At 70.5% G+C, this 24,054-nt stretch carries 26 protein-coding genes; 9 read left to right on the top strand and 17 right to left on the bottom strand.

Annotated features, from left to right (window positions below):
* From D3272_RS25900 to D3272_RS25855, 10 genes are all read right to left on the bottom strand, one after another.
* On the bottom strand, window positions 1-872 hold an 872-nt coding region (locus D3272_RS25900), incomplete at its 3' end, for an AAA family ATPase (protein ID WP_165361540.1).
* A gap of 14 nt (window positions 873-886) precedes the next feature.
* On the bottom strand, window positions 887-1,462 hold the full coding sequence (locus tag D3272_RS25895) for a hypothetical protein (protein WP_129222126.1): 576 nt from the start codon (window positions 1,460-1,462) through the stop codon (window positions 887-889).
* Window positions 1,459-1,929, bottom strand: a complete 471-nt coding sequence (locus tag D3272_RS25890; RefSeq protein ID WP_129222125.1) for a hypothetical protein — start codon at window positions 1,927-1,929, stop codon at window positions 1,459-1,461. The genes D3272_RS25895 and D3272_RS25890 overlap by 4 nt, the downstream gene beginning before the upstream one ends.
* Window positions 1,926-2,126, bottom strand: a complete 201-nt coding sequence (locus D3272_RS25885; protein ID WP_129222124.1) for a MerR family transcriptional regulator — start codon at window positions 2,124-2,126, stop codon at window positions 1,926-1,928. Before D3272_RS25885 ends, D3272_RS25890 begins: the two co-directional genes overlap by 4 nt.
* Complete coding sequence (locus tag D3272_RS25880) at window positions 2,123-2,344, bottom strand: hypothetical protein (protein WP_129222123.1); 222 nt, start codon at window positions 2,342-2,344, stop codon at window positions 2,123-2,125. The genes D3272_RS25885 and D3272_RS25880 overlap by 4 nt, the downstream gene beginning before the upstream one ends.
* A gap of 3 nt (window positions 2,345-2,347) precedes the next feature.
* Window positions 2,348-2,590 (bottom strand): helix-turn-helix transcriptional regulator, encoded by a 243-nt coding sequence (locus D3272_RS25875; protein ID WP_129222122.1) that lies wholly within the window; start codon window positions 2,588-2,590, stop codon window positions 2,348-2,350.
* A 98-nt stretch (window positions 2,591-2,688) separates the two neighbouring features.
* Window positions 2,689-3,507 carry a hypothetical protein gene (locus tag D3272_RS25870; RefSeq protein ID WP_129222121.1) on the bottom strand — a complete coding sequence of 273 codons (819 nt, stop codon included), beginning with the start codon at window positions 3,505-3,507 and terminating at the stop codon, window positions 2,689-2,691.
* A complete protein-coding gene (locus D3272_RS25865) occupies window positions 3,500-4,693 on the bottom strand; it encodes a tyrosine-type recombinase/integrase (RefSeq protein WP_129222120.1) in 1,194 nt (397 codons plus the stop codon). The genes D3272_RS25870 and D3272_RS25865 overlap by 8 nt, the downstream gene beginning before the upstream one ends.
* A gap of 512 nt (window positions 4,694-5,205) precedes the next feature.
* Window positions 5,206-7,779, bottom strand: a complete 2,574-nt coding sequence (locus tag D3272_RS25860) for a GAF domain-containing hybrid sensor histidine kinase/response regulator (RefSeq protein WP_129222119.1) — start codon at window positions 7,777-7,779, stop codon at window positions 5,206-5,208.
* Window positions 7,780-8,206: 427 nt separating this feature from the next.
* Window positions 8,207-9,748, bottom strand: a complete 1,542-nt coding sequence (locus tag D3272_RS25855; protein ID WP_129222118.1) for a GGDEF domain-containing protein — start codon at window positions 9,746-9,748, stop codon at window positions 8,207-8,209.
* 695 nt (window positions 9,749-10,443) lie between these two features.
* On the opposite strand from D3272_RS25855, the gene D3272_RS25850 reads away from it, so the two are divergent.
* The 3 genes from D3272_RS25850 to D3272_RS25840 all read left to right on the top strand — a co-directional run bounded on the left by D3272_RS25850 (window position 10,444) and on the right by D3272_RS25840 (window position 11,705).
* On the top strand, window positions 10,444-10,683 hold the full coding sequence (locus tag D3272_RS25850) for a hypothetical protein (RefSeq protein ID WP_129222117.1): 240 nt from the start codon (window positions 10,444-10,446) through the stop codon (window positions 10,681-10,683).
* A gap of 257 nt (window positions 10,684-10,940) precedes the next feature.
* The gene (locus D3272_RS25845; RefSeq protein WP_129222116.1) at window positions 10,941-11,333 is read left to right on the top strand and encodes a hypothetical protein; all 393 of its coding nucleotides are present in this window, start codon (window positions 10,941-10,943) and stop codon (window positions 11,331-11,333) included.
* 141 nt (window positions 11,334-11,474) lie between these two features.
* Window positions 11,475-11,705, top strand: a complete 231-nt coding sequence (locus D3272_RS25840) for a hypothetical protein (RefSeq protein ID WP_129222115.1) — start codon at window positions 11,475-11,477, stop codon at window positions 11,703-11,705.
* 178 nt (window positions 11,706-11,883) lie between these two features.
* Here the strand turns inward: D3272_RS25840 and D3272_RS27585 are convergent, their stop codons facing one another.
* From D3272_RS27585 to D3272_RS25830, 3 genes are all read right to left on the bottom strand, one after another.
* The gene (locus tag D3272_RS27585) at window positions 11,884-12,021 is read right to left on the bottom strand and encodes a hypothetical protein (RefSeq protein ID WP_165361539.1); all 138 of its coding nucleotides are present in this window, start codon (window positions 12,019-12,021) and stop codon (window positions 11,884-11,886) included.
* Window positions 12,022-12,095: 74 nt separating this feature from the next.
* A complete protein-coding gene (locus D3272_RS25835; RefSeq protein ID WP_129222114.1) occupies window positions 12,096-12,866 on the bottom strand; it encodes a 5-formyltetrahydrofolate cyclo-ligase in 771 nt (256 codons plus the stop codon).
* 176 nt (window positions 12,867-13,042) lie between these two features.
* On the bottom strand, window positions 13,043-13,249 hold the full coding sequence (locus D3272_RS25830) for a hypothetical protein (RefSeq protein WP_129222113.1): 207 nt from the start codon (window positions 13,247-13,249) through the stop codon (window positions 13,043-13,045).
* A 146-nt stretch (window positions 13,250-13,395) separates the two neighbouring features.
* On the opposite strand from D3272_RS25830, the gene D3272_RS25825 reads away from it, so the two are divergent.
* Complete coding sequence (locus D3272_RS25825) at window positions 13,396-13,599, top strand: hypothetical protein (RefSeq protein ID WP_129222112.1); 204 nt, start codon at window positions 13,396-13,398, stop codon at window positions 13,597-13,599.
* A 263-nt stretch (window positions 13,600-13,862) separates the two neighbouring features.
* On the top strand, window positions 13,863-14,111 hold the full coding sequence (locus D3272_RS25820) for a hypothetical protein (RefSeq protein WP_207210317.1): 249 nt from the start codon (window positions 13,863-13,865) through the stop codon (window positions 14,109-14,111).
* 61 nt (window positions 14,112-14,172) lie between these two features.
* Here D3272_RS25820 and D3272_RS25815 read toward each other — a convergent pair whose 3' ends face one another.
* A complete protein-coding gene (locus D3272_RS25815; RefSeq protein ID WP_165361538.1) occupies window positions 14,173-15,618 on the bottom strand; it encodes a glycoside hydrolase 5 family protein in 1,446 nt (481 codons plus the stop codon).
* A gap of 118 nt (window positions 15,619-15,736) precedes the next feature.
* Here D3272_RS25815 and D3272_RS25810 point away from each other — a divergent pair, with 118 nt between their 5' ends.
* The 4 genes from D3272_RS25810 (at window position 15,737) to uppP (ending at window position 18,965) form a co-directional block, all read left to right on the top strand.
* Window positions 15,737-16,630: a polyprenyl synthetase family protein gene (locus tag D3272_RS25810; RefSeq protein WP_165361537.1), complete on the top strand. Its 894-nt coding sequence runs from the start codon at window positions 15,737-15,739 to the stop codon at window positions 16,628-16,630.
* A 13-nt stretch (window positions 16,631-16,643) separates the two neighbouring features.
* Window positions 16,644-17,417 carry a fatty acid desaturase gene (locus tag D3272_RS25805; RefSeq protein ID WP_129222108.1) on the top strand — a complete coding sequence of 258 codons (774 nt, stop codon included), beginning with the start codon at window positions 16,644-16,646 and terminating at the stop codon, window positions 17,415-17,417.
* Window positions 17,414-17,890 carry a sterol desaturase family protein gene (locus D3272_RS25800; RefSeq protein WP_207210316.1) on the top strand — a complete coding sequence of 159 codons (477 nt, stop codon included), beginning with the start codon at window positions 17,414-17,416 and terminating at the stop codon, window positions 17,888-17,890. Before D3272_RS25805 ends, D3272_RS25800 begins: the two co-directional genes overlap by 4 nt.
* A gap of 202 nt (window positions 17,891-18,092) precedes the next feature.
* Entirely contained in the window at window positions 18,093-18,965 is an 873-nt protein-coding gene (uppP, locus tag D3272_RS25795) for an undecaprenyl-diphosphatase UppP (RefSeq protein WP_129222107.1), read from the top strand.
* A gap of 178 nt (window positions 18,966-19,143) precedes the next feature.
* On the opposite strand, the gene D3272_RS25790 is transcribed toward uppP, so the two are convergent.
* The 3 genes from D3272_RS25790 to D3272_RS25780 form a co-directional block, all read right to left on the bottom strand.
* Window positions 19,144-20,085 carry a GNAT family N-acetyltransferase gene (locus tag D3272_RS25790; RefSeq protein WP_245496796.1) on the bottom strand — a complete coding sequence of 314 codons (942 nt, stop codon included), beginning with the start codon at window positions 20,083-20,085 and terminating at the stop codon, window positions 19,144-19,146.
* Window positions 20,086-20,165: 80 nt separating this feature from the next.
* Entirely contained in the window at window positions 20,166-21,878 is a 1,713-nt protein-coding gene (locus D3272_RS25785; protein ID WP_129222106.1) for a hypothetical protein, read from the bottom strand.
* A 173-nt stretch (window positions 21,879-22,051) separates the two neighbouring features.
* Window positions 22,052-23,767 carry an ATP-binding protein gene (locus D3272_RS25780; protein ID WP_165361536.1) on the bottom strand — a complete coding sequence of 572 codons (1,716 nt, stop codon included), beginning with the start codon at window positions 23,765-23,767 and terminating at the stop codon, window positions 22,052-22,054.
* Window positions 23,768-24,054: the final 287 nt, after the last annotated feature.

The raw sequence follows: 24,054 nt of genomic DNA, 5'->3' as shown, positions 1-24,054 counted from the left end.
ACCACCGGCAGCATGGTCGGCAGCGCAACCTCGCGGCCCTTGGCGTCCGTGACCTCGGGGGAACTGGTGATCTCGAAGCGGAAAGGGATTGGCGCGAATTCCAGCCCGCGCAGCTTGCCCTGCCAGTGAAGCTCCACGATGCCGGCCGGCCCCTCGCTGCGGCGCCAGAGCGTCAGGTTGCCATCGACCTCGTTCAAGATCGCACCACCGCCGTAGGGCAGCAGGTTGTCCTGCGGAGCGTTCTTCACCGGGTGGGCGGCCACCACGACCGCCGGTCGCCCGGGCAGGCGCGTGATGGGCCGCAGGCGACGCATGAAGCCACCGCCCTGCACGTTGTCATTGATGTTGTCGCCGTCGAAGAAGGCCGCCAGCGTATCGATCAGCACCAACCGCAACGGCGCCTCGCCCGCGGCCTCGGTTAGCTCGACGATGGCATCCTCGGGCTTCACCCGGGCATCGAGGATCAGCAGCCGGTCGACGATCTCCCGCACCTCAACTGCGAGGAACCACGACGACACCTTGAGGCGCATCCGGACGTCGTCGGGGTTCTCGAAGGTCAGCAGCGCGACACGGCCGCGCTCGACGTCGAGGCCTAGGATGTCGCGTCGGCCCGTAGCCAGGGCCAGCGCCAGGGAGATCAGCCACGCCGTCTTGCCGGCGCCCGTGCGGGCCGTGAGGGTATAGAGCGAGCCGGTGCGGACGATCGGCTCGACCGCATACTCGAGCGGCTCGTATTCGGCGAGGAAGACGTCGAGGCGCTTCAGCGGAACCCGGGGCGCCACCGGTTGGCCCGGCAGCGGCACGCTATCCCAACGCTGTGCGCCGCCACCGATCGGCTCCGGATCCAAAGCCGCCGGCACGTAGCCCACCATCCTCGCCGGCGCCGTCACGCGGCCACCCGCGAGTCGGCCGGCACCACGAGGGCGTGACGGCGGCCGAAGCCGAGCTGCCGGCGCGCCGCGTCGATCTCCCGGGCATGCGCATCGTCGCGGACAGCGATCGTGAGGGGCTGCGGCAGCTCGTAGAGCCACTCCACGCCAGCGACAGTGTCGAGCAGCACCGCGCCGTGGCAGTTGGCCTGGAGCCACTCCGCCGGGCTCTGGTAGAGCTCCAGAGGCATCCGGCCGAAGTAGGAAGCCGGGTTGGTGGCGTGCGCCATGCCGAGCGCCGGCACGCCCCCGACGGCGACAAACCACTGATCCGGGGCTGTCGGATACCAAGCCACCAGATCCTGCACAGTCCAGGCATCGGTGGCGCGGACCTCGATCACGGCCGCCTCGATGCCCTGTGGGTCGAACCCGAAGAAATCTCCGCTGGTCCGGATCGGCGCCATGTAGACGCCGCCGGCTGCGGCTTCGACCTCGTTCCAATCGAGACCGAGTGCCTTGCAGTAGGCGACGCTCGGCCGCGCGAGGGTAACGAAGGCGGTGCGGGCCTGCAGAAGGTCGAAGGCGGTGCTCAATGTCTCACCCCCGACGTCGCACCAGGCGTCGAGACCAACAGCGGCAGCCTCGGCTGAGCCTCCTTCACCAGCGCAATCCACGCCGGCTCGTGGGCCTCGCGGCTCTCGATGATGATGGCGTTCTTGCCGGTCAGGATCGCGCCGGCCAGAGCCGCGCCGTAGGGCATCGAGTCAGGCGCACCGCTCACGATAACCGCGGCCCCGGCGTCGCGCAGGAACCGCCGCAGGCTCTTCCGGTGAAACGCTGCTGGCCCGAAGCTGAGGTCGAAGTCGTCGCCGACGATGAGGACGATCGGCTTGTTGCTCGCGAACCGGAAGGCGCCGGCATGCTGCACGACATGGCCTAACCCGATGACCCCGGCGGCGGTGGCAGCCCAGATCGCGCGGAGGTGAGGCGCGGCCTGCTCGGCCGACCGGGCGAGGCAGCCAGGCGGAACGACGTGGTGGGTGATGCCGAGGCCGCTCACCGGAGCACCTCACCGTTCAGCCACCGCTCAAAGTCGACGCGGCGGATCAGCCACTCGCCCCGGCCGCCGGGACGGAACCCGAGACCGTCGGTGACGCACCTGCGCCTGATGTTCGAGCAGCTCATGCAAGCGAGGCGCGCGGCCTCCTCAACGCTGAGGAACGGCGAGGGCTCGGTCGGAACGGGTGCGGCGCTCACGACCGGCGCTCCGCGAAGCCGAACAGCTCAGCATGAAGCCGAGCCGTCGAGGCCGCGACGTTGGCGCGGGCGGCGAGCCAAGCCACCGGATCGATGGTGTCTTGAAAGGAGGAGCGGGAGGTGAGATATTCCGGGCCGAGAGCCGCGACAGCTTTCCTCTTTCCGGAGCCGGTGACCGCTGTGATGAGCGGTCCCGGCTTCGATCGTTTTTGGGCCATCGATCAGGCAGCCTCGTTCATGGTGGAGCCAGTCAGAGCGGCAGCGACGTGCGCGGGCCATGCGACGGCGCGCCCGCCGATGCGGATCGGCGTGGGGAACTTGTTCGTGCGGTAGAGCCTGCGGATGTGCGCGATGCTGAAGCCGGTCAGCTCCGCCATCTGCTTGATGTTGATGAGGCGGTTGCGCTCTAGCGACGCCGGAAGAACCACCGGCTCGGGCGCGCTTTTGTTGATGCGGTAGGCCATGACTGTCCTCCACCATCATCGTGTGTGATGGCTTATGGTCGTCATGCTGCGCGTTAGTGAGCGTCTAGTCTGCGGGAGAACTCGGGAAACCCGGGAAACTACTCCGCAGGCGTCGGGCGTCGATGCTTGTAGATCTCGGCCACGAAGCGCTGGACGTCGCGCGGGTCGGGCGCCTTGCCTCGCTCCTCGGCGAACCACGACGTGACGACCGAGGTGAGATCTCCCTCGACGGCCGGATAGTCGTTGTCGAGGATGAAGGCTGCGGCGAAGCCTGCAGCGCACGCCCAGTCGTGGGTTGCCGGCCTACCGCCGGCCCGCTTCGGCGGCGGCTGGTCAACTCGCTCTCGAGCCACGGACTGCACGGCCGCGCCGGCCGTGGCGAACTCCTGCATCCACAGCGGCACGACCTCGTGGCGGAGGACGAAGACGCCGCTGTAAACAAGCGTTCCGTCGGCGCGGGATGCCGCAAGGGATGCGTCGTGAGCAAAGCGCAGCTCCCGCCATTCTTCTCGGGCGATGGGCACGAGCTGACGATCGGCGTCGGTGCCAAATCCGCGGAGGAGGCCCGCAACGAGGTCTTCCCGTACTTTGCTTTCGGCCTCATCGAGTGACAGCCGCATCCCCGCCTGCTTTGTGTCACGCCACAGCGCTCGGCCCCAGACGACGAAGCGCTCGTACTCGCGCCGAGTCGCCGGAAGGTCCTGCCAGGCGTAGAACAGGACCGCGACGGGCAGCCACCACGTCGAGTGGGCCGTCATGTCGCGCTCGTGCTGCCATTCACTCGCAAACGGCTCCAGGCCGCTCGCGAGGACCTCAGCTTCAGCCTCCGTCGGCGTGATGTCGCCTCTGCGACCAGCTACGAGCAGGTTGTGGCGCTTGAGCACCGCGGGCGCCTCGGCGGGATCAACCTCAACCATGCTCGCCCCCCGTCAAACCCGTAACCCGATCGGCCCACAGCGCCAGCGCCGCCCGCTTCTCGTCGCGATAGGCGGCGCGGTTGTAAATTCCGGCGATGCCGGCCTTAGAACCCGACACGTGGTTTAACACCGCCTCGACGACGTGCGGCTGTACGCCGAGGTCGCCCATGCGGGTCGCCGCGGTCCTCCGCAGGTCATGTAGCCGCCACGGCTCCAGCACCGCCTTAGTGCCGCGCTCGGCTTTGAGCGCCGCCAGCATGCGCGCGTCGAGTTCCGCCTTTGCCTTCGACCAGCCCGAGAACGGCCCCGCCCGGGATCCAAATACGAGGTCGCGGCCATCACGTGCCGGCTGGGCGGTCAGCACCGCCATAGCGGCCGGGGGAAGCATCAATTCGTGCGCGCGACCGTTCTTCGTCCGCTCGGCCGGGATCGTCCACGTAGCACCCTGCAGCTCTGACCAAGCCATGCCGCCCACCTCTTCCCGGCGACAGGCTGTCAGAAGGAGCAGTCGGACGATGACTCCGAAGTCCCCTACCCCGGCATGCCGCCAAATCAGCGCCACCTCAGCGTCGCTCAGCACGCGGTCGCGCACGACCTCTTCGGCCGGCTTGTTCGTACCCATCACGGGATTGTCGTGCGCGATCCCTTCGCCGATAGCCCAAGTGTAGAAGGCTGAAAGGGCAGCCCGGGCACGGTTCGCGGCGATCGGGCCGTTGTCCCTCGCCATCTCGCTCAGGCGAGCCGCGACTCGAGCCCGGTCGATCGACGCCAAGGCGAAACCGGCCAGCGGCGCCCAGTGGCGGTCGAAGTAGCGCCTGACGTCGTCATGGTGCCCCGGGCGTTGCCGGCCCTCGACATGCGCGAGGTAGCGCGGCACCACGGCACCGAGCGTGACGGCCGCCTGAGCCTTGGCCTGCACCTTGATGCTTTGAGGGTCCTCGCCGAGGCTGACGCGAGCCAGAGTCGTCCGGGCGAGCTGCCGCGCCTGCTCGGCGTCGACGGTCTCGGGCGTGCCCAACGTGACGCGGCGCTGCTTCGTCCCGAGCCGATACTGAGCGATCCAGGTACGCTTGCCCCCCGCACGGATGCGGAGGCCGAAGCCTGGGATGTCGTCATCGAAGACGATCGTTTCCGACTTTCCAGCGGGCAGGACAAGCCTGCCGAGATTGCCTTTCGTGAGACGCATCAGACCTGGGAAGCACGAGGCTGGGAAGCACATGGGAAGCGACTTTTTGCTTACCAGAGATCCCTCGTGCTCACCACAATCAGCGGGTCTATCGAAAAAGGCAAGCGTTCTCAGACGCAAAGATGCGTCATGCTGATTTGTGCTCACTTGGCGCCGATGCCTCTTAATCAGCGGGTCCAAGGTTCGAGCCCTTGTGCGCCCACCATCACGCACCCGGGATTCGGCCTGATCTGTCGCTTCAGCGGATCGACCCGTTCCTATTGGGTCAGATGGGCGTCGATCCGGAACGGTTCTCCTCCAGCATCCCGATGGCCGCGTCGGCGTGGGACCACGGCTGGCCGAGCGACGCGTCGAGGACGGCGTGCGATATCATCAGTGGCTTTCAGTCAGCTTCGAGACGATCCGTGTCGGCCTTTCCGCCGAGGGGCTACGCCACGGCGACTCGGAGGAAGCCGATATCGCTCTAGGCGAACCAGACGCCCCGTTCGGCCCGACCCTCAGGGGACGTGTGGTCACGAGCGACGGATTTGCTCCTTGCTGCCCTCGATCATCGAGCGGATGCGGGCCGCCATATCGTCCATCGCGAACGGCTTGGTCAGCACCGCCATCCCAGGTGGAAGCGTTCCGTTTCCGAGGATCGCATTCTCTGCGTAGCCGGTGATGAACAGCACCTTGAGATCAGGGCGATGGGAGCGTGCCGCATCCGCCATCTGCCGTCCGTTCATGCCGCCGGGCAAGCCAACGTCGGTGACCAGCAGGTCGATGCGCACGTCCGATTGCAGCACCCTGAGGCCCGTCGCGCTGTCACCGGCCTCGATCGAGCGGAAGCCGAGGTCTTCCAGGATGTCGGTGATGAGCATGCGCACGGTCGGCTCGTCGTCGACCACCAGCACGGTCTCGCCCTGCTCGGAGCGGGGATGCTCGGTGACGCTCTCGCCCGCCGCCTCGTCCTCGACCGCTCCGTAGTGACGCGGCAGGTAGATGCACACCGTCGTGCCCTGACCAACCTCCGAGTAGATGCGCACCTGCCCGCCGGACTGCTGCGCGAAGCCGTAGATCATCGACAAGCCCAGACCCGTTCCTTCGCCGATGGGTTTGGTGGTGAAGAACGGCTCGAACACCCGCGCGATCACCTCCGGCGGCATACCTGTCCCGGTGTCGGTCACGGCGAGGCTGAGATACTGCCCTTCCGGCATGTCGTGCTGACGGGCGGCGCGATCGTCCATCCACTTGTTGGCGGTCTCGATGGTGATCGTGCCACCGTCCGGCATCGCGTCACGAGCGTTGATGCACAGGTTGAGCAGGGCGTTCTCGAGCTGCGGAGGGTCCACCAGGGCGGGCCATCCATTGGTGGCGCTGACGACCTCGACCGGGATGCCTGGTCCGACGGTACGCTGGATCAGGTCGTGCATGCCGGTGGCGAGGCGGCTCACGTCGGTGGGCTTGGGGGCGAGCGTCTGGCGGCGGGAGAACGCGAGGAGGCGATGCGTCAGGGCGGCCGCACGCTTTGCGGCCCCTTGTGCCGCCGTCATGTAGCGATCCACGTCCGTCAGGCGGCCCTGTTGCATGCGCGTCTGCATCAGCTCCAGCGAGCCGGAGATGCCGGCGAGCAGGTTGTTGAAGTCGTGCGCCAGTCCACCGGTGAGCTGGCCCACCGCCTCCATCTTCTGCGATTGGCGGAGGGCTTCGGCCTGGACGCGTTCCAACGTGGTGTCGCGTCCGGCCGCGTAGATCTTCCCGTTTTCGAACGTGCCCGTCCAACCGAACCAGCGGTACGTGCCGTCCTTGTGCCGGAAGCGGTATTCGTAGGGCACCACCAAGGGGCGCTCGAAGATGCCGGCGAAAGCCGCGAGCGTGGCATCCAGATCGTCGGGATGCGTGAACGCGACGAAGGGTTTTCCGACGATCTCGTGCTCGTCCCACCCCAGCAGTCGCGTCCAGGCCGGATTGACGTTCTCGATGGTTCCGACCGGGAGGGCCGTGACCAGGAGTTCCTGGGAGAGCCGCCAGGCCTGCTCCCTTTCCAGCGTGCTCCGCGTGACCTGCCGCTCCAGCCTCAGCTTCTCGGCCCGCAACGCCTCCTCGATGCGCCTCTCGTTGGTGATGTCGTGAAAGACACCGACCATGCATCGCTCGCCGAGCAGGTTGGGCCTGCAATCGCCGAGGCTGCGGACCTCGCGCCGCGTTCCGTCCGGCCACACCAGCGCGTAATCGACTTCGACGCGCTCGCCCGATGTCAGCCCGACTCGCGCCACCGCGAACACGCGTTCCAGATCGCCCGGGGCGATGCGGGCAAAGACGTCCTCCTGGCGAACCGGTCCCTGCTGCGGCAATCCGAAGATCGTGCGACTGCGGGCGTCCAGCACGACGTCCCCGGTCGTCGCGTTCCAGACATAGGTGCCGAGACGTGCGACCTCGATGGCGGTGGTCAGGCGGTCCGCGTCCTCCTGTTCCCTGAGGATGCGCTCGCGCAGCGTCCGGTTGGCCACCTGCAGTTCGGCGTTCAGCGCGTCCGCCGCCTCTTGGGCACGCCGGAGCCGAAGGTCGTGTCGGTGCCTTTCGATCGCGAGCGCCGCCGTCTGCGTGACGAAGGCGATCGCCTCGATGTCGTCCTGGGTCGGCGATCGCGGACTGTCGTAGTAGATCGCGAAGGTCCCGAGGATGCCACCGTCGGAGCCCTTGATCGGTGTCGACCAACAGGCGCGGAGGCGATGGGACAGCGCAAGCTCGCGGAAGGGGGCCCACAGCGGGTCGGTGGCGATGTCGATGGCGTAGACCGGCGTCCCGCGGCTGGCGACCGTGCCGCACGAGCCGGCTCCCTCGCCGACGGCGATGCCGTCGATGGCCTCGTTGTAGGCGCCGGGAAGGCTGGGTGCCGCCCCATGGTTCAGGTGCCTCCCGTCCTCGCTGAGGAACAGGATGGACGTCAGCATCGCATGGTCACTCTGCGCCTCGACGGCGCGCAGCAAACCGTCGAGCACCTGCGCCAGCGGGATGCCGCGGGCGAGCTGGCTGAGGACCTGCCGCTCGCGCTCGATCAGGACGAGTGAATGCGACACGTCGCCGGACGCGGTGGCCACGTCCATCGGCCGGTCGAATGCAGTGTCAGGCACGGTTCGATGCCGCCGCCCTGTTTCGGTCCGGCGCGCGCATGCCGTCGGTCCCGGTCTGCCCGGTCGGACGTCGCAGTTCCGCCGGCACGACCACGCCGGGGTGTCCGGTGGCGAGCTGGCCCCTGATGACGGAGCCCAGCTCCGGCCTCGCCGAGACGGTGGTGGTTTCGCTTACGGCCATGGCGTCAGCCTAGCGCGTTCACACGATGCGTCACAGCGCTTCGACCGATCAAATGGTCGCGGGCGACGTCCCGCTGGCGGCATGCCGTGAAAGGCAGGATGCCGGCATGCCGGCACCTCCGCCCCGCTCTGCGGATCCACGCGGGACCCGATCGGGACGGCCTCGCGCATCAGCCGTGGCACGCCGTCCCCCGCACGGGAGCCGATGCCACCCTGTCGATCAACCGAGCGAGACGGCACGCGCCTCGGCGGGGGCCTGGCGGGGACGGGGACGAGCACGGCTGCAGTCGCGCCCCTCCGCCTTTGCGCGGTAGAGGGCGGCATCGGCGCTCGTCAACAGCGCCCGGGTCGACAGGTCCGTCGAAGGCATCGCGGTCGCCACGCCGACGCTGACGGTCACCACGCCTCCGACACCGCGGGGGTGCTCGAGGCCGAGCCCGCGGACGGCGCGGCAGAGTTCGTCCGCCAGGGCCAGGGCCTCGGGCTCCGCGACCCCGCGAAGGACCACGACGAACTCCTCGCCGCCCCAGCGACACGCGACGCCACCGCGTTCCCGTGCCAAGCCGTCGAGGCACCCGGCGATGCGCAGGAGGATCTCGTCGCCGGCCTGGTGGCCGAAGAGGTCGTTGTAGGCCTTGAAGGCGTCGGCGTCGGCCATGAGCAGCGCCACCGGTTCGCCACTCGCGGCCGACTCCGACCAGGCAGTGGAGAGTGCGGCGTCGAAACTGCGCCGGTTCGCGAGGCCCGTCAGCGGATCGGTGTCGGCGAGACGACCCAGCGTCGCCTCCGCGGCCGCGCGTCGCCCGAGCTCCATCGTCAAGGCGAGGCAGAGTGCCAGGACGCAGAAGCACAGGAATGCCAGCAGGCCTGCCACGGATACGGCGCGGCGCCACCAACTCGCGTAGGCGCCCTCGCTGCCGACCTCGACCACCTGGATCAGGGGAAGGTTGCCGATCCGGTTGAACGAGATGATCCCGGGCCGACCGTCGAACGGCGACGCGCCCTCGAACGTGCCGGAACGCGTCGCGCGCATCAGGTTGAAGCCGTCCCGGTCGCCGACCCAGCGGTGGGCATCGCTGGCCATCCGAGGCTCACGCGCCATCACGGTCCCATCCAAGCGGACGAGAGCGACGGCGTTCTCCGTGCCGGTGGTCAGCCCCTCGTAGAAATGACAGATGTAGTCCAGATCGATCGTGCCCATGACGACCCCGGCGAACTGCCCGGCGCCATCCGTGATGCGACGGCTGAGGGCCACGTTCCGGCGGTTGGAGATGCGGCTGACGAACGGCTTGCTGACGAAGAGCCCGATGTCCGGCGAGGTCGCCTGGACTTTAAAATAGTCGCGATCGTCGAGCTTGATCTCGGGCGACCATCCGGCGGTGGACCCGGCGACGATACGACCGTCTCGGTCGATCACCAGGATCGTGCCGAAGCCGGGCGCCCGCAGGGCATTGTCGAACAGCACCATGTCGCGCAGGTGCGGCGCGAGCGCCCTCACCTCCTCGTTGCCCCACTGCTGGGCGACGGCCCGGATCGACAGGTCCAGGAGTTCGACGTTGCGGTCGACCTCGTGGGCGACGGAGCTCGAGACGTTCTGCTCCGAGGCGCCCAGGGCTCGGCCGACGTCGGCGTGCCATGCGGCCATCACGGAGCCGAAGACGAGGCAGATCGCAACCAGCACGGCAGTCGCCGACCAGAGCAGCGCAGTTCGTCCGCCTCGCGTCGCCGCGATCGTGAGCAAGCGGGTGAACCTGTCGTGCATGCGATGACCCCCGAAAGGATGATGCACCGCAGTCGTGAGGGACAGCTTAACGCAAGGGCACCCCCTGACGGAACGGCTCAGCGTCACCGGACGGGGAGCCGGGAACGCTCGTACGGGCCGTCGGTCGCTCCGTTGCGAGGACACCGTCACCTTGTCGGGATGGCGAGTCGTATTCGGAGCTTGTTCGGCTTGCAGCCGAACCTCGACGGGTCCAACTCTTCACGCGCATGCCCCACACGCGGACTGCCGGCCGTCGCTCGTCCCTCGCGGGAAGCGAGACACAGCCGAGCTTGCTGCTTCGAGGTCGGTCGCCCGCCCCCTTCGCAATGCGTGCCGCAGAACCGCCACGACGCGTGGCGCATGTTTCCGCTCGGCCGCGGCCTCGCGGAACTCTTTTGCCTTCGGCGAACTCGCTCCAGCTCCGGATCGAGCGCAGTCCTCGTCGACTTGGTTTCGCCCGGCGGCCCTTCGCCGAGGCTTCTGCGCGAAGGCCTCTACAGGGCGGTGAGACGCACGGCCATTCCGGTCTTCCGCAGTCTTGCGCGAGACGTCGTGGCGCCGATGCCCGTTTCGCCGATCGGCCGAGGCGGTTCGCTGCCGAGCGCACTGACGCTCGTTAAGGCGTTGTTGAACAGGTTGTGGTGACATTTCCGAAGGCCGCAGCGATGCGCTGCGTGGCCTTTTGGGGATCGGTGATGCGCGGGATCGTCGTCGGAACCGTCCTGTCTCTCATCGTTTGGGTGTTCATCGGCTGGTGTGGCGTCTGCCTCTGCTCCTGGCTGGAAGGCACGTCGTTCTCGGGAACCGCCTTGACGCTCGTCTCGTCCTTGGCCTGCATCGTCGTCGCCTCTGTCGCAGGCGTCGTCTGGGTGGCCTGCCTCGGCGAGGACGAGGCGGCGACCGTCGCCGAATTCGGCATCGCCACCTCCGAATGAGACCGGACATCGCCGGCCCTGCACCCCGGTCCGCCGCACCGCTGGCTGAGCACGCGCCCGAAACAAAAGGAGCCGCTCAGCCTTTCGGCGAGCGGCCCAAGTCTAGGGAGGAACGCCCAGCTAGGCGTGCGCCCTCAGGCGCATCGCTGCAACGCAACATGACCGGCTTGGTTCCGTTGCGGCGCAGCATAGCCGGGGTTGCCCGACGGCCGGCAGCGCGATAGCGTCCCGGCCCCCAGCCGCCGGAGACCTCGCCGATGCGCCTCGCCCCCGCTCTTCTTTCCCTCGTCATCGCCGGACCGGCTGCAGCGGCCGCTCCCCAGGTCATGGGCACCGACCCGGGCAAGGAGCTTCGCCTGGGCGTCTACGCGGTCGTCCACAAGGACTGCTCGACGGGAACGGCACCGCAGATCACCATCAAGCGGCTCCCGGCCCATGGCGTCCTCGTGGTGCAAGACGTCGTGCTCTCGACGAAGCACGTCGATCATTGTCCGTTGGTGACGGCGCCCGCCCGACAGATCACCTACCGGCCGGCCGCGGACTTCACGGGGCAGGACGAGGTCGCGTTCGACGTCACCGACCCTGCCACCAAACAGGCCGACCTGCATCCGGTGACGATCTCCGTCGGGACGGCACCGGCCAAGCCCTGACGGGTCCTGCGGCCGAGGCTGCTGCGTGCCGGGCCCCGATCCAGGCCGGAGGAGCGGGCGCCGGCCGTTCCGCCACCGGCGCGCCCGAAACCCCGCACCGGCCGGATTGACGCTGTCGCGCCTCGCGCCATACTCCCTCCCATGAGCGACGAACCCGTCACCACCCATGAACCCGCGTCCGAACCCGCCGATGCCGAGATCGAGCATCGTGCGATGGCGCTCGCGAAGGCAGACGGCTTGAGCTGGGCGGCGCCGGGAACGCCGGACCAGGCCGCCGGTGGCCACCCTGGCAGCGCCACCAACGAGGACCGTGAGCGCTACCGCAAGCTGGCCCACGACAAGCTCCAGGCGGAACGTGGGTTGATCGTGTAGCGGCGATCAGGCTGATGCCGCCACGAACCGTGGCGGCCGCGCTGCCGGACGGCATTCGCGCCGTACGGCATCGGCGCTCGAGAGCGGCATCGGCGCTCTCGGACCGCCTCGGCGATGCCAGGCCGACGAGACTGCCTGCGCGTCGGAACGGCACGCTTCCGCCGAAGGCGGAACCGCTTCAGATGCGATGGTGGGGCATGTCGGCGAGGGCGCGGTCGATGCCGGACAGGCCGGCACCGATCGCCACCAGGGCGCCCAGAACCACGGCCAGGCAGGCCACGGTCGACAACAGCCGTCGCAGGCGTCCCCATCCCATCCGCCACTCCCGTCAGATCCGACAGGATCTAACGGCGGGTTCTTAACGATCTCCTCGCGCGTCGATTCGGCCCCTCAGCGCCGCTCCAGCCGTTCCCGCAGGGCCGACAGGAACGGGATGGAGGCGAACTGGTCGGGCTTCACCTGGTCCCAGTCGACCCCCGCCGGCTGGCGCGCGGCGCCGTCGACCCTGATGAGGTCGGCCTCGGTGGCGATGGCGTGCAACGCCGAGTCATGCGCCTGCATGGGGATGCGGTCTTCCGGCACGACCTGGGACGAATGCACCGTGGTGGCGATCACGGTGTCGGCATCCACCTTGCCGAGTTCGCGGAAGATGCCGAGTTCGAGGTCGGCGAAGCCCGCTCCCTTGCCGGTGCGCCCGCCGGCCCGGCTCACCGCCACGCAGCCCACGACGCAGAACGGCAGGTAAGGCATGTCCTCGAACTCGACCGGCTCCCCGTGGCGCAGGAAGCCCTGGCTGACGGCGGCGAGCTCGAACTGGATGCCCTCCGCCTTCAGGCGCACGGGGTCCAGCTTGACGAAGGGCGTGCCCGTCCTGAGTTCCGGCACGGGCGCGAAGACCGTCTTGCCGTCGTAGAGCGCCCGCAACCGCACGGGGATCTGCGGCGGGTCCGGGTTGCATTTGATGACGGCGGCCCGCCGCCAGGCCGGCAACTCCGACAGGCGTTTGGCGGCGAGGTCGGCGCCGGCGAAGTTGGGGATGGCGCTCCAAACCGGGCCGATGTTGGCGCCGTCCCGCTCCAGGCGCGACCACACGTCCCGCCGCAGCGTGTCCTTGTCGGCGTGGCGCCCCACCCAGCGCGCGCCCTTGTCCCCGTCGGTCATCGTGCCTCCCCGCCGCGATCGGCGCCGTTCCGTTCCGCGCTTTGCATGCAAGACCCCTGCCGGGGCGGGTCGACGCTCCAGCGTCCGTAGAGGTGTCGATCGCGGGCCCGAATGCCCTCCGACGACATCGGGAACGATGTCTCGTCGCCGGAGACAGGGCATTCGTCCGCGACCTTTCAGGCCGGCTGCGGCCGGAGCGAGCGCTGCGCCTCGTCGATCTGGCGGGCTACGTCCTCGGACCGGCCCGACACGCGCTGCTCGAACCCGCCGACGAGGTAGACGGTGGTGACGTCGGGCGTCTGGGTGTGTACGCCGGCGACCTGCTCGGGGTTGATCCAGGTCGAGACCTCGGGGGCATGGGGCGTCGGGAACTTCAACAGCATGGCATCCTCGTTTGGCATCGGTGCAGGCCCCCGCAGATAAGGGCGGCCCGCGCCGAAGCAACAGCGACGACGCGCAACGCCCCTGCCCCACATCCGCCACGGAGCGGGTCGAGCCTAGCGTTCGTCCAACGGGACGGGAGGCCGATATGGCACAGATTCAGGACACTTCCGGTAGGCAGCACGACGTCCGGCGCGGGCCGGTGCCCCACAGCGAAGCCGTGCAGGAGGCGAAGCGCCGCGAGAAGATGCAGACGGTGAGCTCCTCGCACAGGACCTCAGGGGCGATCCAGCAGGCGGCCTCCGCCGGGCCGGCCACCGCCACGCAGGACCCGACGCCCGGCAACGCGTGAACGGTCGCGGCGCCCCCTGAACCGGGCGTCAGAGCCCGTCGGGTCGGCGTCGAGGCGGAGCTTCGGCTCAAGCCGGCCGGCAGGCCCACAGGGCCAAGCCGGCGCGTGTCAGCCACGGCCCGGCACACGCTGGCCTTCCGATGCGCCGGCCCGGAGCTTCCGGGCCGGGCGACGTGGCTCGCCACGGTACATCCCGGGTTCAGCATGGATCCTGCAAGAGGCTCGAGGCCCGTCCCGGGCTGCAACGTCGAGCGCGATCCCTCATGAATGCCGGCATCCTGTCCGCTTGTTTCTTCTGCGTGAGCTTGGCGTCCGCGCAGGCTCAGGTCGCCAACAAGTACAACATCACGCCCGAAGAGCAGGCCGCCTGCCAGGTGGACGCCACGACGCTGTGCAGCCACGTCTATCCGGACCAGGATGCGCTGGTCGCCTGCATGCGCTCCAACGAGTCGAGCCTGACCCCGCTCTGCCGCAAGACCTTCACGGCGGGCCTGCAGAAGCGCCACATGTAGCGTCGCTGGGGACGACCGGCGTCCGCCCGGCGGACGGGTCGGTCGCCATCGGCCGGTCCCCTCACGCGTCCTGCCGCCGGACCGCCACGGCGAGGTCGCACGAAAAGTCCGGCAATCCGAAGGTGCCGCCGCGCACCGGCACCACGGCGTCGTCCACGGCACGGCCGTCTTGCGTGTCCCATCCGGTGACGCGGTAGGTGCCCGCCGCCAGCCCCGGCACCGTCAGCGTCAGCCGGAAAGGCGCTCCGTCGCGGCGCAGCAGGCCGCCCGCGTCGCAGCGGTCCCGCGCCAGCAGGTAGACGACGGCCTGGTCGCCGGACGCGCAGGCGAAGCGCGCCACACGGTCCTCGCCCACCGTGGCGCCGCCGGCGTCGCGCAACGCGACCTCCGGCCCGAGGCTCCGCCGGTCGAAGCGCCGCCAGTCGATCAGCGGCAGGAAGTCGGCCAGCCCCTTCTGGGCGCGCCGCATCCCGGCCGTCAGCACGTGCGGCGTCCTGTTCGGCCAGCGCATGCCCCCGCCCGCCCCGCCAGCCGCGAGATGCGCCCACTGCATGTGGCGGAAATATTCGTCGTCGAACGCTTCCGGGATGCGGCGGTGCTTGTCCTTGAAGCTGTGGATGGGGCCGTGCTCGCTGTCGAAGAACGGCCGGCCGTCGCGGATCTCGCCGATGGACTCGCGGACGATCCGCCCCATGCCGACGGCCGCATCGACCGTGTTGCGCGGGTCGTCGATGGTGCCCTGCTCGTAGATGTGGACCGTCGCGGCGTCGAGCGCCGGATGCCGGAAGATGGCGCCCTCCATGGCGAGGTGCGGGCGCCACACGAGTTCCGGCCCGAAGATCGACACGGTCTGGGGATGGGCGCGGCCGTGCAGGCGCGTCTCCTCGGCGCGGAGGTGGCCGCCGATGTCGGCGATGAAGCCGTCGAAGGCGTCGGCCGAATCGCCCCCCTGGGCGGGGTGGATCTCGTTCCAGATGTCCCAGGCGAAGAGCGCGCCGGAACCGCCCCACCGCGCCGTGACGAAGGACAGGCGGGCCTTGATGGCGGCCCGCATGGCGGGGTCGAGCAGCGCCCGCGACGGGTGGGTCAGCGGCCCGCCGTGCGACGCCGCATAGGGATGGTGGCGGAAGTGCAGCCACATCCAGAACGTGTCGTAGGGCGTCAGGAGGATCCGCAGCCCGTGGTTCTCGCAGAGCGCGAAGAGGTCGTCCCAGAGCTGGATCATGTGCGGCGCCACGGTGCCGGCCGGCCGCTCGAAGTAGCGGTGGCGCACCTGGGCGTATTCCAGCATCAGCCGCAGCACGGTGACGCCGTGCCGTGCCAGGTCGGCGAGGTGCCGGTCCACCGCCCCGACGTCGCGGCGCCGGAACAGCGGATCGAGCTCGACCCAGCTGATGGCGTCGTTCTGCCCGACGGGGTGCCAGGGCGCGCCCGTGTCGTCGACGAAATACGGCGCCCCCGGCGCCACGCCGATCCAGCCGAGCGGGGCGGCTCCGGGCGCGCGCAAAGAGCGCGGTGCGGACGGTGACGTGTGTGCTATCTTTTCGCTCCGAGGCATCGGAAGGTGGTTCGCTGGGCTGCGCAGGCCCGGATCTTTACCCGGAAAGGCAGGTTCGGCGCCGCGCATGCAAGCCATTTATGCACAACCGACCCTGGTCGAGGACCTCCGCAGCGCCGTCAACGAGCGGCTCGACAGTCTCGTCCCGGCGGCGCAGCGCGGTCCCCAGCGCGTGACCGAGGCCGTCCGCTACGCCCTTCTCGCGCCCGGCAAGCGCATCCGGCCCCTGCTGACGCTGCTGGCCGCCGTGGATTTCGGCGCGGCCGTGGCCGACGCCCTCGACGTCGCCTGCGCCACCGAGATGGTCCACACCGCGTCACTCGTGCTCGACGACCTCCCGTCCATGGACGATGCCAGGCTGCGCCGCGGCCAGCCCACCGTCCATGTCGCCTATGGCGAGAGCACCGCCATCCTGGCGGCGGTGGCGCTGCTCAACCAGGCCTTCGCCACCGTGACGCGGGCGACGCGCCTGCCCTGCGAGACGCGCCTCGCCCTCGTCGAGCGCTTGTCGGCTGCGGTCGGTTTCGACGGGCTCGTCACCGGCCAGGAACACGACCTGCACGACCGCGGCAACACCGCCACGGTGGCGCGGCTCGAAGCCTTGAACCACCAGAAGACCAGCGTGCTCTTCGAAGCCGCGCTGGAGATCGGCGCGCGCGTCGCCGGCGCGGCGGACCGCTCGATCGACGAGCTGCGGCAGGTGGCGGCCCATCTCGGCCTCGCCTACCAGATCGCCGACGACCTGTTCGACGTCTCGGTCCCGCTCGGCCCCCAGTCGAAGGACCTCCACAAGGACGCCGACAAGCCCACCGTGGTGTCGATCCTGGGCGCCGAACGCGCGCGCGAGCGCTTCGGCCACCACATGGCCGAGGCCTTGAAGCTTCTGCCCGCCCGCGGGGCTGGTGGCCAGCCGCTGCGGGACTACATCGTGGTGACCTTCGCCCAGACCCGCCTCTGCTGAGCAGGATCGCGCCATGTCCGCCTCCGCCGCACCGGTCCGCTCGACGGATCGCTACGCCCGCCAGACCGCGATCGGGCTCGGCCTCGCCGCCGCCGTCGTGGCGGGCTGGCTCGCCCTCCATGTGCTCGCCGTCTTCGTCCTGCCCTGGCACGTCGCCCTGGCCCTGGCGCCGCCGCTGTTGGCCCTGCAATGCTGGCTGTCCGTGGGCCTGTTCATCGTGGCGCACGACGCCATGCACGGCTCGCTGGCCCCGTTCCGGCCGGCGGTGAACCGCGGCGTCGGGCGGCTCGTGCTGATGCTGTATGCCGGGATCTGGTACGATGCCCTGGTGAGCCGCCACTTCGCCCACCACCGTGCGCCCGGCACCGCGGAGGATCCGGACTTCTCCGGGGACGGGCACGTCGGCTTCTGGCGCTGGTTCGGCGCCTTCTTCGCCGAATACCTGTCCCCCGGCCAGATCGCCCGGCTGATGGCGGGCTCGGCCGTCTACCTGCTGGTGCTCGGCGTGCCGACCGAGCGGCTGCTGCTGTTCTGGGCGCTGCCCGCCATCCTGTCCGCCTTCCAGCTCTTCTTCTTCGGCACCTACCTGCCGCACCGGGCCGAGGAGGAGGGCTTTCACGACGACCACCGGGCCCGGTCGAACGACTTCTCCTGGTTGCTGTCGCTTCTGACCTGCTTCCACTTCGGCTATCACCACGAGCACCACGACGACCCGTCGGTGCCGTGGTGGCGCCTGCCGACGTTGCGGCGCCTGCCCGCGATGCGGGGCGGGGAAGCCCGGCCATGAACGCTGCGCTCATGCCCGCCCTCATCGTGCTGGCCACCGTGGCCGCCACCGAGCTCGCCGCCGTGCTGATCCACCGCCACGTCATGCATGGTTTCGGCTGGGGCTGGCACCGGTCGCACCACGAGGCGCACGACGCGCTGCTGGAAGAGAACGACCTCTACGCCGTGGTCTTCACCGGCCTCGCCGTGGCGCTGATGGCGGCGGGGCACTGGGTGGCGCCGCTGTTCTGGATCGCGGTCGGCCTCGCCGTCTACGGGCTGCTCTATTTCATCGTCCACGACGGCCTCGTGCATCAGCGCTGGCCCTTCCGGCACGTGCCCCGGCGCGGCTACCTCAAACGGCTCTACCAGGCGCACAAGATGCACCATGCCATCGAGGGCCGGGACGGCACCGTATCGTTCGGCTTCCTCTATGCTCCCCCGCTCGAGAAGCTGCGCTCCGACCTGCGTCGAAAAGGGGCGCTGCGGCCCTGAGGCTTGCCGGTGCGTTAAAGCGATGCTCAGCATTCTCGTGGTGTGATGGCGTCGCGTCGGGCCGCGGCCCGATCGCCGGAGTGCTTTCGCCCATGGCGAGGGCACTCGACTTGCAATCGGGAGCAGTCCCATCGACCCGCGATCGCCGAGGCGATTTCAGACCGATGGCGTTGCTCGAGCGTGAAGCGTCGCGGGGGCAGATATGGCGGGCGGCTGCACTGAAGGTATCGACACGGGGTTCGTGTCGCTGGGCTACGCCAAAGTCGCCTTCCTGGGCGTGATCCAGGGCGTGACGGAGCTGATGCCCATCTCGTCGACCGCGCATATGCGGATCGTCCCGGCCCTGCTGGGCTGGCACGACCCCGGCTCGGCCTTCTCGGCCGCCATGCAGCTCGCCGCGCTGGCCGCCGTCATCTCGTATTTCTGGCGCGACGTGTCCGGCATCGGCGGCGGCGCCATCCGGGCCGCCGTGACGGGCCGGTTCGGGGCCTGGGACTTCCGCTTCGCCGTCTGGGTGGTGTTGGCGACGGTGCCGATCGGCATCGCGGGCCTGCTGCTGTCGTCGCGCCTGAACGCCTGCGGCTCGCCGCTGCGGGGCCTGCAGGTGGTGGGCGCCTCCTGCATCGCGATGGCCATCCTGCTCGCCATCGCGGAACTCTACTGCCGGCATCGCCGGGTGCTGGCCGACATCACCCTGCTCGACGCGGTGGTGGTGGGCATCGCCCAGATCGGCGCGCTCATCCCCGGCGTGTCCCGCTCGGGCTCGACGCTCACGGCCGCGCTGTTCCTCGACCTCAAGCGCGAGGAGGCGGCGCGGTTCTCCTTCCTGCTCGGCATCCCGGCCATCGCCCTGGCCGGGCTGAAGGAGCTCTACGAGCTGCACAAGGCCCACCTCGATGCCCAGGGCTGGTCCATCCTGGCCGTCGGCCTGGTCGTGGGCTCGATCTCGGCCTTCGTGGCGATCGCGCTGCTGCTGCGCATCCTCGAGCGGTTCTCCACCTGGCCGTTCGTGATCTACCGTGCCGTCATCGGCGGGGTCATCCTCTACGGCGCCGCCGCGGGCTGGCTGGTCTGATTATTTAGGAGCGGGTGCGGGTTTCCTCGAAGACCGAGACCCGCCTCTCGCCGTCGTTGGCGGGCACCCGGGCACGGGTTCGCGCCGTTCGCCTGCAGCGGTTTCGCCGTCGGCGAAGGCGCTCCCGCTCCGGATCGGGCAAAGTGTCGAGGGCTTGGTGTCGCCAAGGCGGCTCGGATCAGGCCGATACGGCTCTCGCCCGCGCCCCGGTCAGCGTCCGTCGAGACGGCTGCGGTAGCGGGCGTCGAGCGCCGCCAGCGGCAGGACCGCCAGCACGTCGGTCGTGCCGAAATCCCGATCCACCACCACGCCGTCGCCGAACCGTGCGCCGGCCCGCAGGTAGCACTTGATGAGGCGGGAGGCGCGCCAGAGCCTCGCGCCGGTCGAGGTGCATGGAGGGCAGCAGCAGCGTGGCGCTGCCCCGGCCCGCGACCGGCGCCGCCTGCCACTCGGGGGCGGCCGGAGCGAAATGGCGCAGGGCGCTCAGCGCCGGCAACAGCGCGTCCGGGTCCGTGCCCGCGAAGCTGGCGCAGCCGATGAGCACGTCGGCCCGGTGCTGCTGCACATAGGCCCAGATGCCCCGCCACAGCAGCGCGATGGTCCCTTTCGCCCGATAGCGCGGCAGGACGCAGGCCCGGCCGAGCTCCAGGAAGCGCTTGTCGGGATGGCGGGCCAGCAGCGGGGCGAGGTCGAACTCGCCGGCCGTGTAGAACCCTCCGTGCCGCGCGGCGACATCCTGACGGAGCAGCCGGTAGGTGCCGACGATCTTGGGTCGCCGGGTGCCGAGCCGCCGGTCGACCGCGGCATGGTCGATGACCACGAGGTGGTCGCAGACGGCGTCGAACCGGCATAGGTCGCGCCGCTGCAGGGCGGCGGCGGGCTCCGGCGTGGCGGATCCGTGTTCGAAGAAGACCTTGTAGCGGACGCGCTGGGCGCGCCGCACCTCCCTGCCGTCGGCGGCGAGCCGCACCTCGAGGTCGCCCATGCGGCCGGGGATCGGCGGGCAGGCGGCGGCGGGCCGGGGCCGGAACGGGTCCCCCGCCGGGGCCGAACCGACCGCGGCGGCAGGGGGGATCAAGGCCACACCGGCGAGAGCGGTGCGGAGCGTCGGTGGCGTCATGGCGCCCTCCCCGGGGTGGGATCGGTGGCAGTCCCGTCACTCAGCATGGCTCGCCCACGCTATTATGACGGAGGCCGCCGTCAGGGCATCGGCGCTGCCGACCCGGGCTCCCGCGGCCCGACCGTGGCGTTTCCGACACGGCACAGGCTCCGGTCCGGCAGCCAGCCGAAGGCGTCGAGCCGCGCCCCGGCCGCCGCCGTGGCGAAGCCCCGCCAGCTGCCGCGCGGCGCACCCGGGACGGCGCCGGAGCCGAGCCCCACGACGGTGCCGGTGGCGTCCGCCACCACGATGCGGCGCGGCAGCGCGCGTCCCGGTCCCGGCTCGGCGACACCGGACACGCGGACGCCGTCGGGCCCGAGACCGGGGTCGGCCAGGGCCGCGACGCCGCCGCCGCACCCGCCCGCCGCGACGCGGCCGAGGCTCGACACGGGCCGGCCGAGCGCCGCGGCTTCGCGCGTGGCGAAGATGGACAGGCTGTCGTCGCGCAGCACCGGCAGCAGGCGCTCGACATCGGGCACCACCCAGGCGGTGCGGCCGAGGACCTCCGGGTCGTGCAGGCCCGTCAGAAGCAGGTCGGCGCTCTCGTGCAGGGCGAAGCTTTGCCGGGCGATCTCCGGCTTGGCGCCGCCCTGGGCTTGGGCCATGGCGGCGACCAGCAGCAACGACACGGCCGCGACGCCGGCGCGCGCCAGCCCCGGGCGCGGCGGCGGGAGCCGGGGCGCCACGGTCCACCAATAGGCGAGTTGTGCGGCCCAGAAGGCGGCGCTCCCCGTGGCGTAGCGGCTGGACAGGGCCTGGTCGATGCCGAAGCCCAGGCGGCCGGCGCCCGTGACGGCCGCGGCCGCGCCGACGAACAGCATGATGCCGACGAGCGTGAGTTCGACGGCGCCGGCGCCGACCCGCACCGCCCGCGCCACCGCGGCGGCCGTCGCCAGCAGGCCGAGGACGCCCAGCGCTGCCGGCACGGCGGCCGGGCCGGGGGCGCCCATGCCGCCGAGGTAGGTGGCGACGTAGAGCAGAAGTCCGAGCGGATGGTCGAGGCTCTCGACCGGGCGGGTGTGATGCGCCACCGGCACGTAGCCGTTCAGGTAGACGGCGGCGAGGAGCACGGCCCAGGCCGCGCAGGCCAGGGTGACGCGCCGGGGCATGCGGGCCAGGAGCGACAGGGCGACCAGCACGAACCCCGCCGCGAGGCCGTTGGCCATGGTCAGGGCCGTGACGAGGGCGGCGAGGGCCGCGGCGACCAGCGCCGGAGCGATGGGGCGGCCCCGCCTGCGCCGGGCCACCGCCAGGCCGAACAGCGCGAAGCTCGCGCCGGCGCCGGCGAAGACGCCGACGAACTGCACCTGGAAACCGTAGGTGAAGTTCTCGGCCTGGCGCAGGCTGAACATGAGGGCGACCACGACGGCGGCGAGCGCCCAGCGGCCGGCGCCGCGGGCTCGGGCCAGCAGCGTGGCGAACAGCCCGGCATGCAGCGCCTGGACCAGCATGATGGCGGCCAGGCTCGCATGGCCCTGGCCGCCGAACAGCAGGTCGTCGGTGAAGAAGACGAGCCGCGGCACCAGGATGCGATGCTCGTTGTGCTGGGCGAACAGGATCTGCGGCAGGGATGATTCGCCGCTCTGCCAGGCGCGGATCAGTTCCACCGTGGCCCATTCGTCGAACCACGGCAACGGCGACCAGAGCGGCACGACGGTGCGCAGCGTGTCGACCACGATGTGGCCGGCGAAGGCCCAGGCGGCCAGCGTGACCAGCGCCCAGGCGAGCCGGGACGGCGAGAGAGTGACGGGCATCCGTTCCGCGTGTCCGAGGTGTCGATCGGCGGCTCGCGCCGCGCGCCCTCGGGATCCTATGCACGGCTCGGCGCGGCGGCGCGAGAGCCCACGCGTCGGCCCCTCGCCGGTCGGCCCCTTGTCCGGTCGGCCCCTTGCCCGGTCAGCCCCTTGCCCGGTCAGCCCTTGGGGCGTCAGCCCGCGGCGCGCAGGGCGTAAGGGGCCCCGGGGCCGCGGATGGCACCGTCCAGCTTGGCGAGGTCGATCGGCTTGGTGATGACGACGTCCATCCCGGCCGCGAGGCAGCGGTCGAGGTCCTCCTGGAAGGCATGGGCCGTCAGGGCGACGATGCGGACTGCCGGCGCGTCCGAGGCCGCCTCGGCCTGGCGCAGGCGGCGGGTCACCTCCAGCCCGTCCAGCACCGGCATGGACACGTCCATCAGGATGACGTCGAACTCCGGGATGTCGCGGTTCAGCGCCGCCGTGGCGAGGGCGAGGGCGGATCCGCCATCCGACGCATGAACGACCTGGGCGCCGAGCCGGCCGAGGAAGTTCATCGCCACCAGGGTGTTGATCTCGTTGTCCTCGGCCAGGAGGACGCGGAGGCCGCGGTTGCCGGTTCGGGCCTCGGGGGACCGGCGGCTCGCCGGGGGGGCCGGCTTGGCGCCGGCGAGGCGCGACGCCAGCGACGCCGCCCGCACGGGCTTGACGAGCCAGCCCTCGTAGCCCGCCACCAGCTTCTGGCCGAAGGCCCGCCGCTCGAAGGGCGAGAAGAGCAGGAAGGAGCGGGCGACGCCGGCGTCCCGGGCGGCATCCGCCAGTTGGCCGGCCGCGGCCTCGCCGAGCGCGCAGTCGACGACGAGCACGTCGGGCACGTTGCGGCCCCGCAGCCAGGTCAGGGCGCGATCCAGGCGGTCCGCCACCACGACATCGGCGCCGTAGGCGTCGAGCTGGGCCGCCAGGGACGGGGCTTGGAAGGGCGAAGCGGCAGCGATCAGCACGGTCCGGCCGCGGAGGTCGGGACGGAAGCCGTGCCGTGCCGCGTCGCCGGAGGGAAGCGCGACGGCGAAGCCGAAGAGCGATCCGCCGCCGGCGCGGTCCTCCAGCGTCAGGTGCCCCCCCATCAGCGTCACGATGCGGCGTGAGATGGCGAGGCCGAGACCGGTGCCGCCGTGCTGGCGCGTCGTCGTCCCGTCCGCCTGTTCGAACTCCTCGAAGATGGCGTCGCGGCGCTCCGGTGGCACGCCCGGGCCGGTGTCGGCGACGTCGAAGCGGATGCGGCCGTCCGGCAGCGCCGCGACGCTGACCCCGACGCCGCCCGAGACGGTGAACTTGACGGCGTTGCCGGCGAGGTTGGTCAGCACCTGGCGCAGTCGGACGGGATCGCCGACGACGCTCGGCGGCAGGTCCGGCGACAGGTTGGCGGCGATCTCCAATCCCTTGTCCTGCGCGCGCGGCGCCAGGAGCTCCACCACGCCCTCCACCAGCGCCGCGAGGTCGAAGCTTTCGGCGGCGAGTTCGAGCTTGCCGGCCTCGATGCGCGAAAAGTCCAGGATCTCGTCGATCAGCGTGGCGAGGGCGCCGCCGGACGTCTTCACGGCCTCGACATAGGCGAGTTGCTCGCGGTCGAGCGGCGTGTCCGCCAGCAGTTCGGCGATCCCCAGGATGCCGTTCAACGGCGTCCGCACCTCGTGGCTGACCGTGGCGAGGAAACGGGACTTGGCTTCGTTGGCGGCTTCGGCGCGATGCCGCGCCTCGACGGCGTCGCGGATCTCCCAGATCTCGTCGCCCAAGCTCTCGTGGCGGTGCCGCAGGCGCGCCACCTGCCGCGCCAGGCGGTGGCGATCGGCGGCAGCCGCGCCCGCCAGGGCCAGGGCGCCACCCGACAACATCCAGGACCAGTCGAGCATCGGAAGCCTTCCGTCGGCCTCCATCGGCCGATGAGCGGCATCCTGCCCGGCGCCGCTTGACGGTGCTTTGTGCCGATGGCGGCGGATTCCGTATATTCGCGTTAAGCCGGGGCGCCCGAACTTGCGCGCCCCTCCCCCGCACATGCCGTGTCCCGAACGCCGTCAGCCCCGCGCTGTCGGGCGCGGGGCTGATGGGTTGGGTTCGGTGATGTGGTTGCGGGGGCAGGATTTGAACCTGCGGCCTTCAGGTTATGAGCCTGACGAGCTACCGGGCTGCTCCACCCCGC

Origin of the sequence: Lichenibacterium ramalinae (assembly GCF_004137085.1) — a bacterium.
GTDB lineage: Bacteria > Pseudomonadota > Alphaproteobacteria > Rhizobiales > Beijerinckiaceae > Lichenihabitans > Lichenihabitans ramalinae.
Note: the sequence above shows the minus strand (reverse complement) of the source record. Positions and strands in the feature narration are given on the sequence as shown.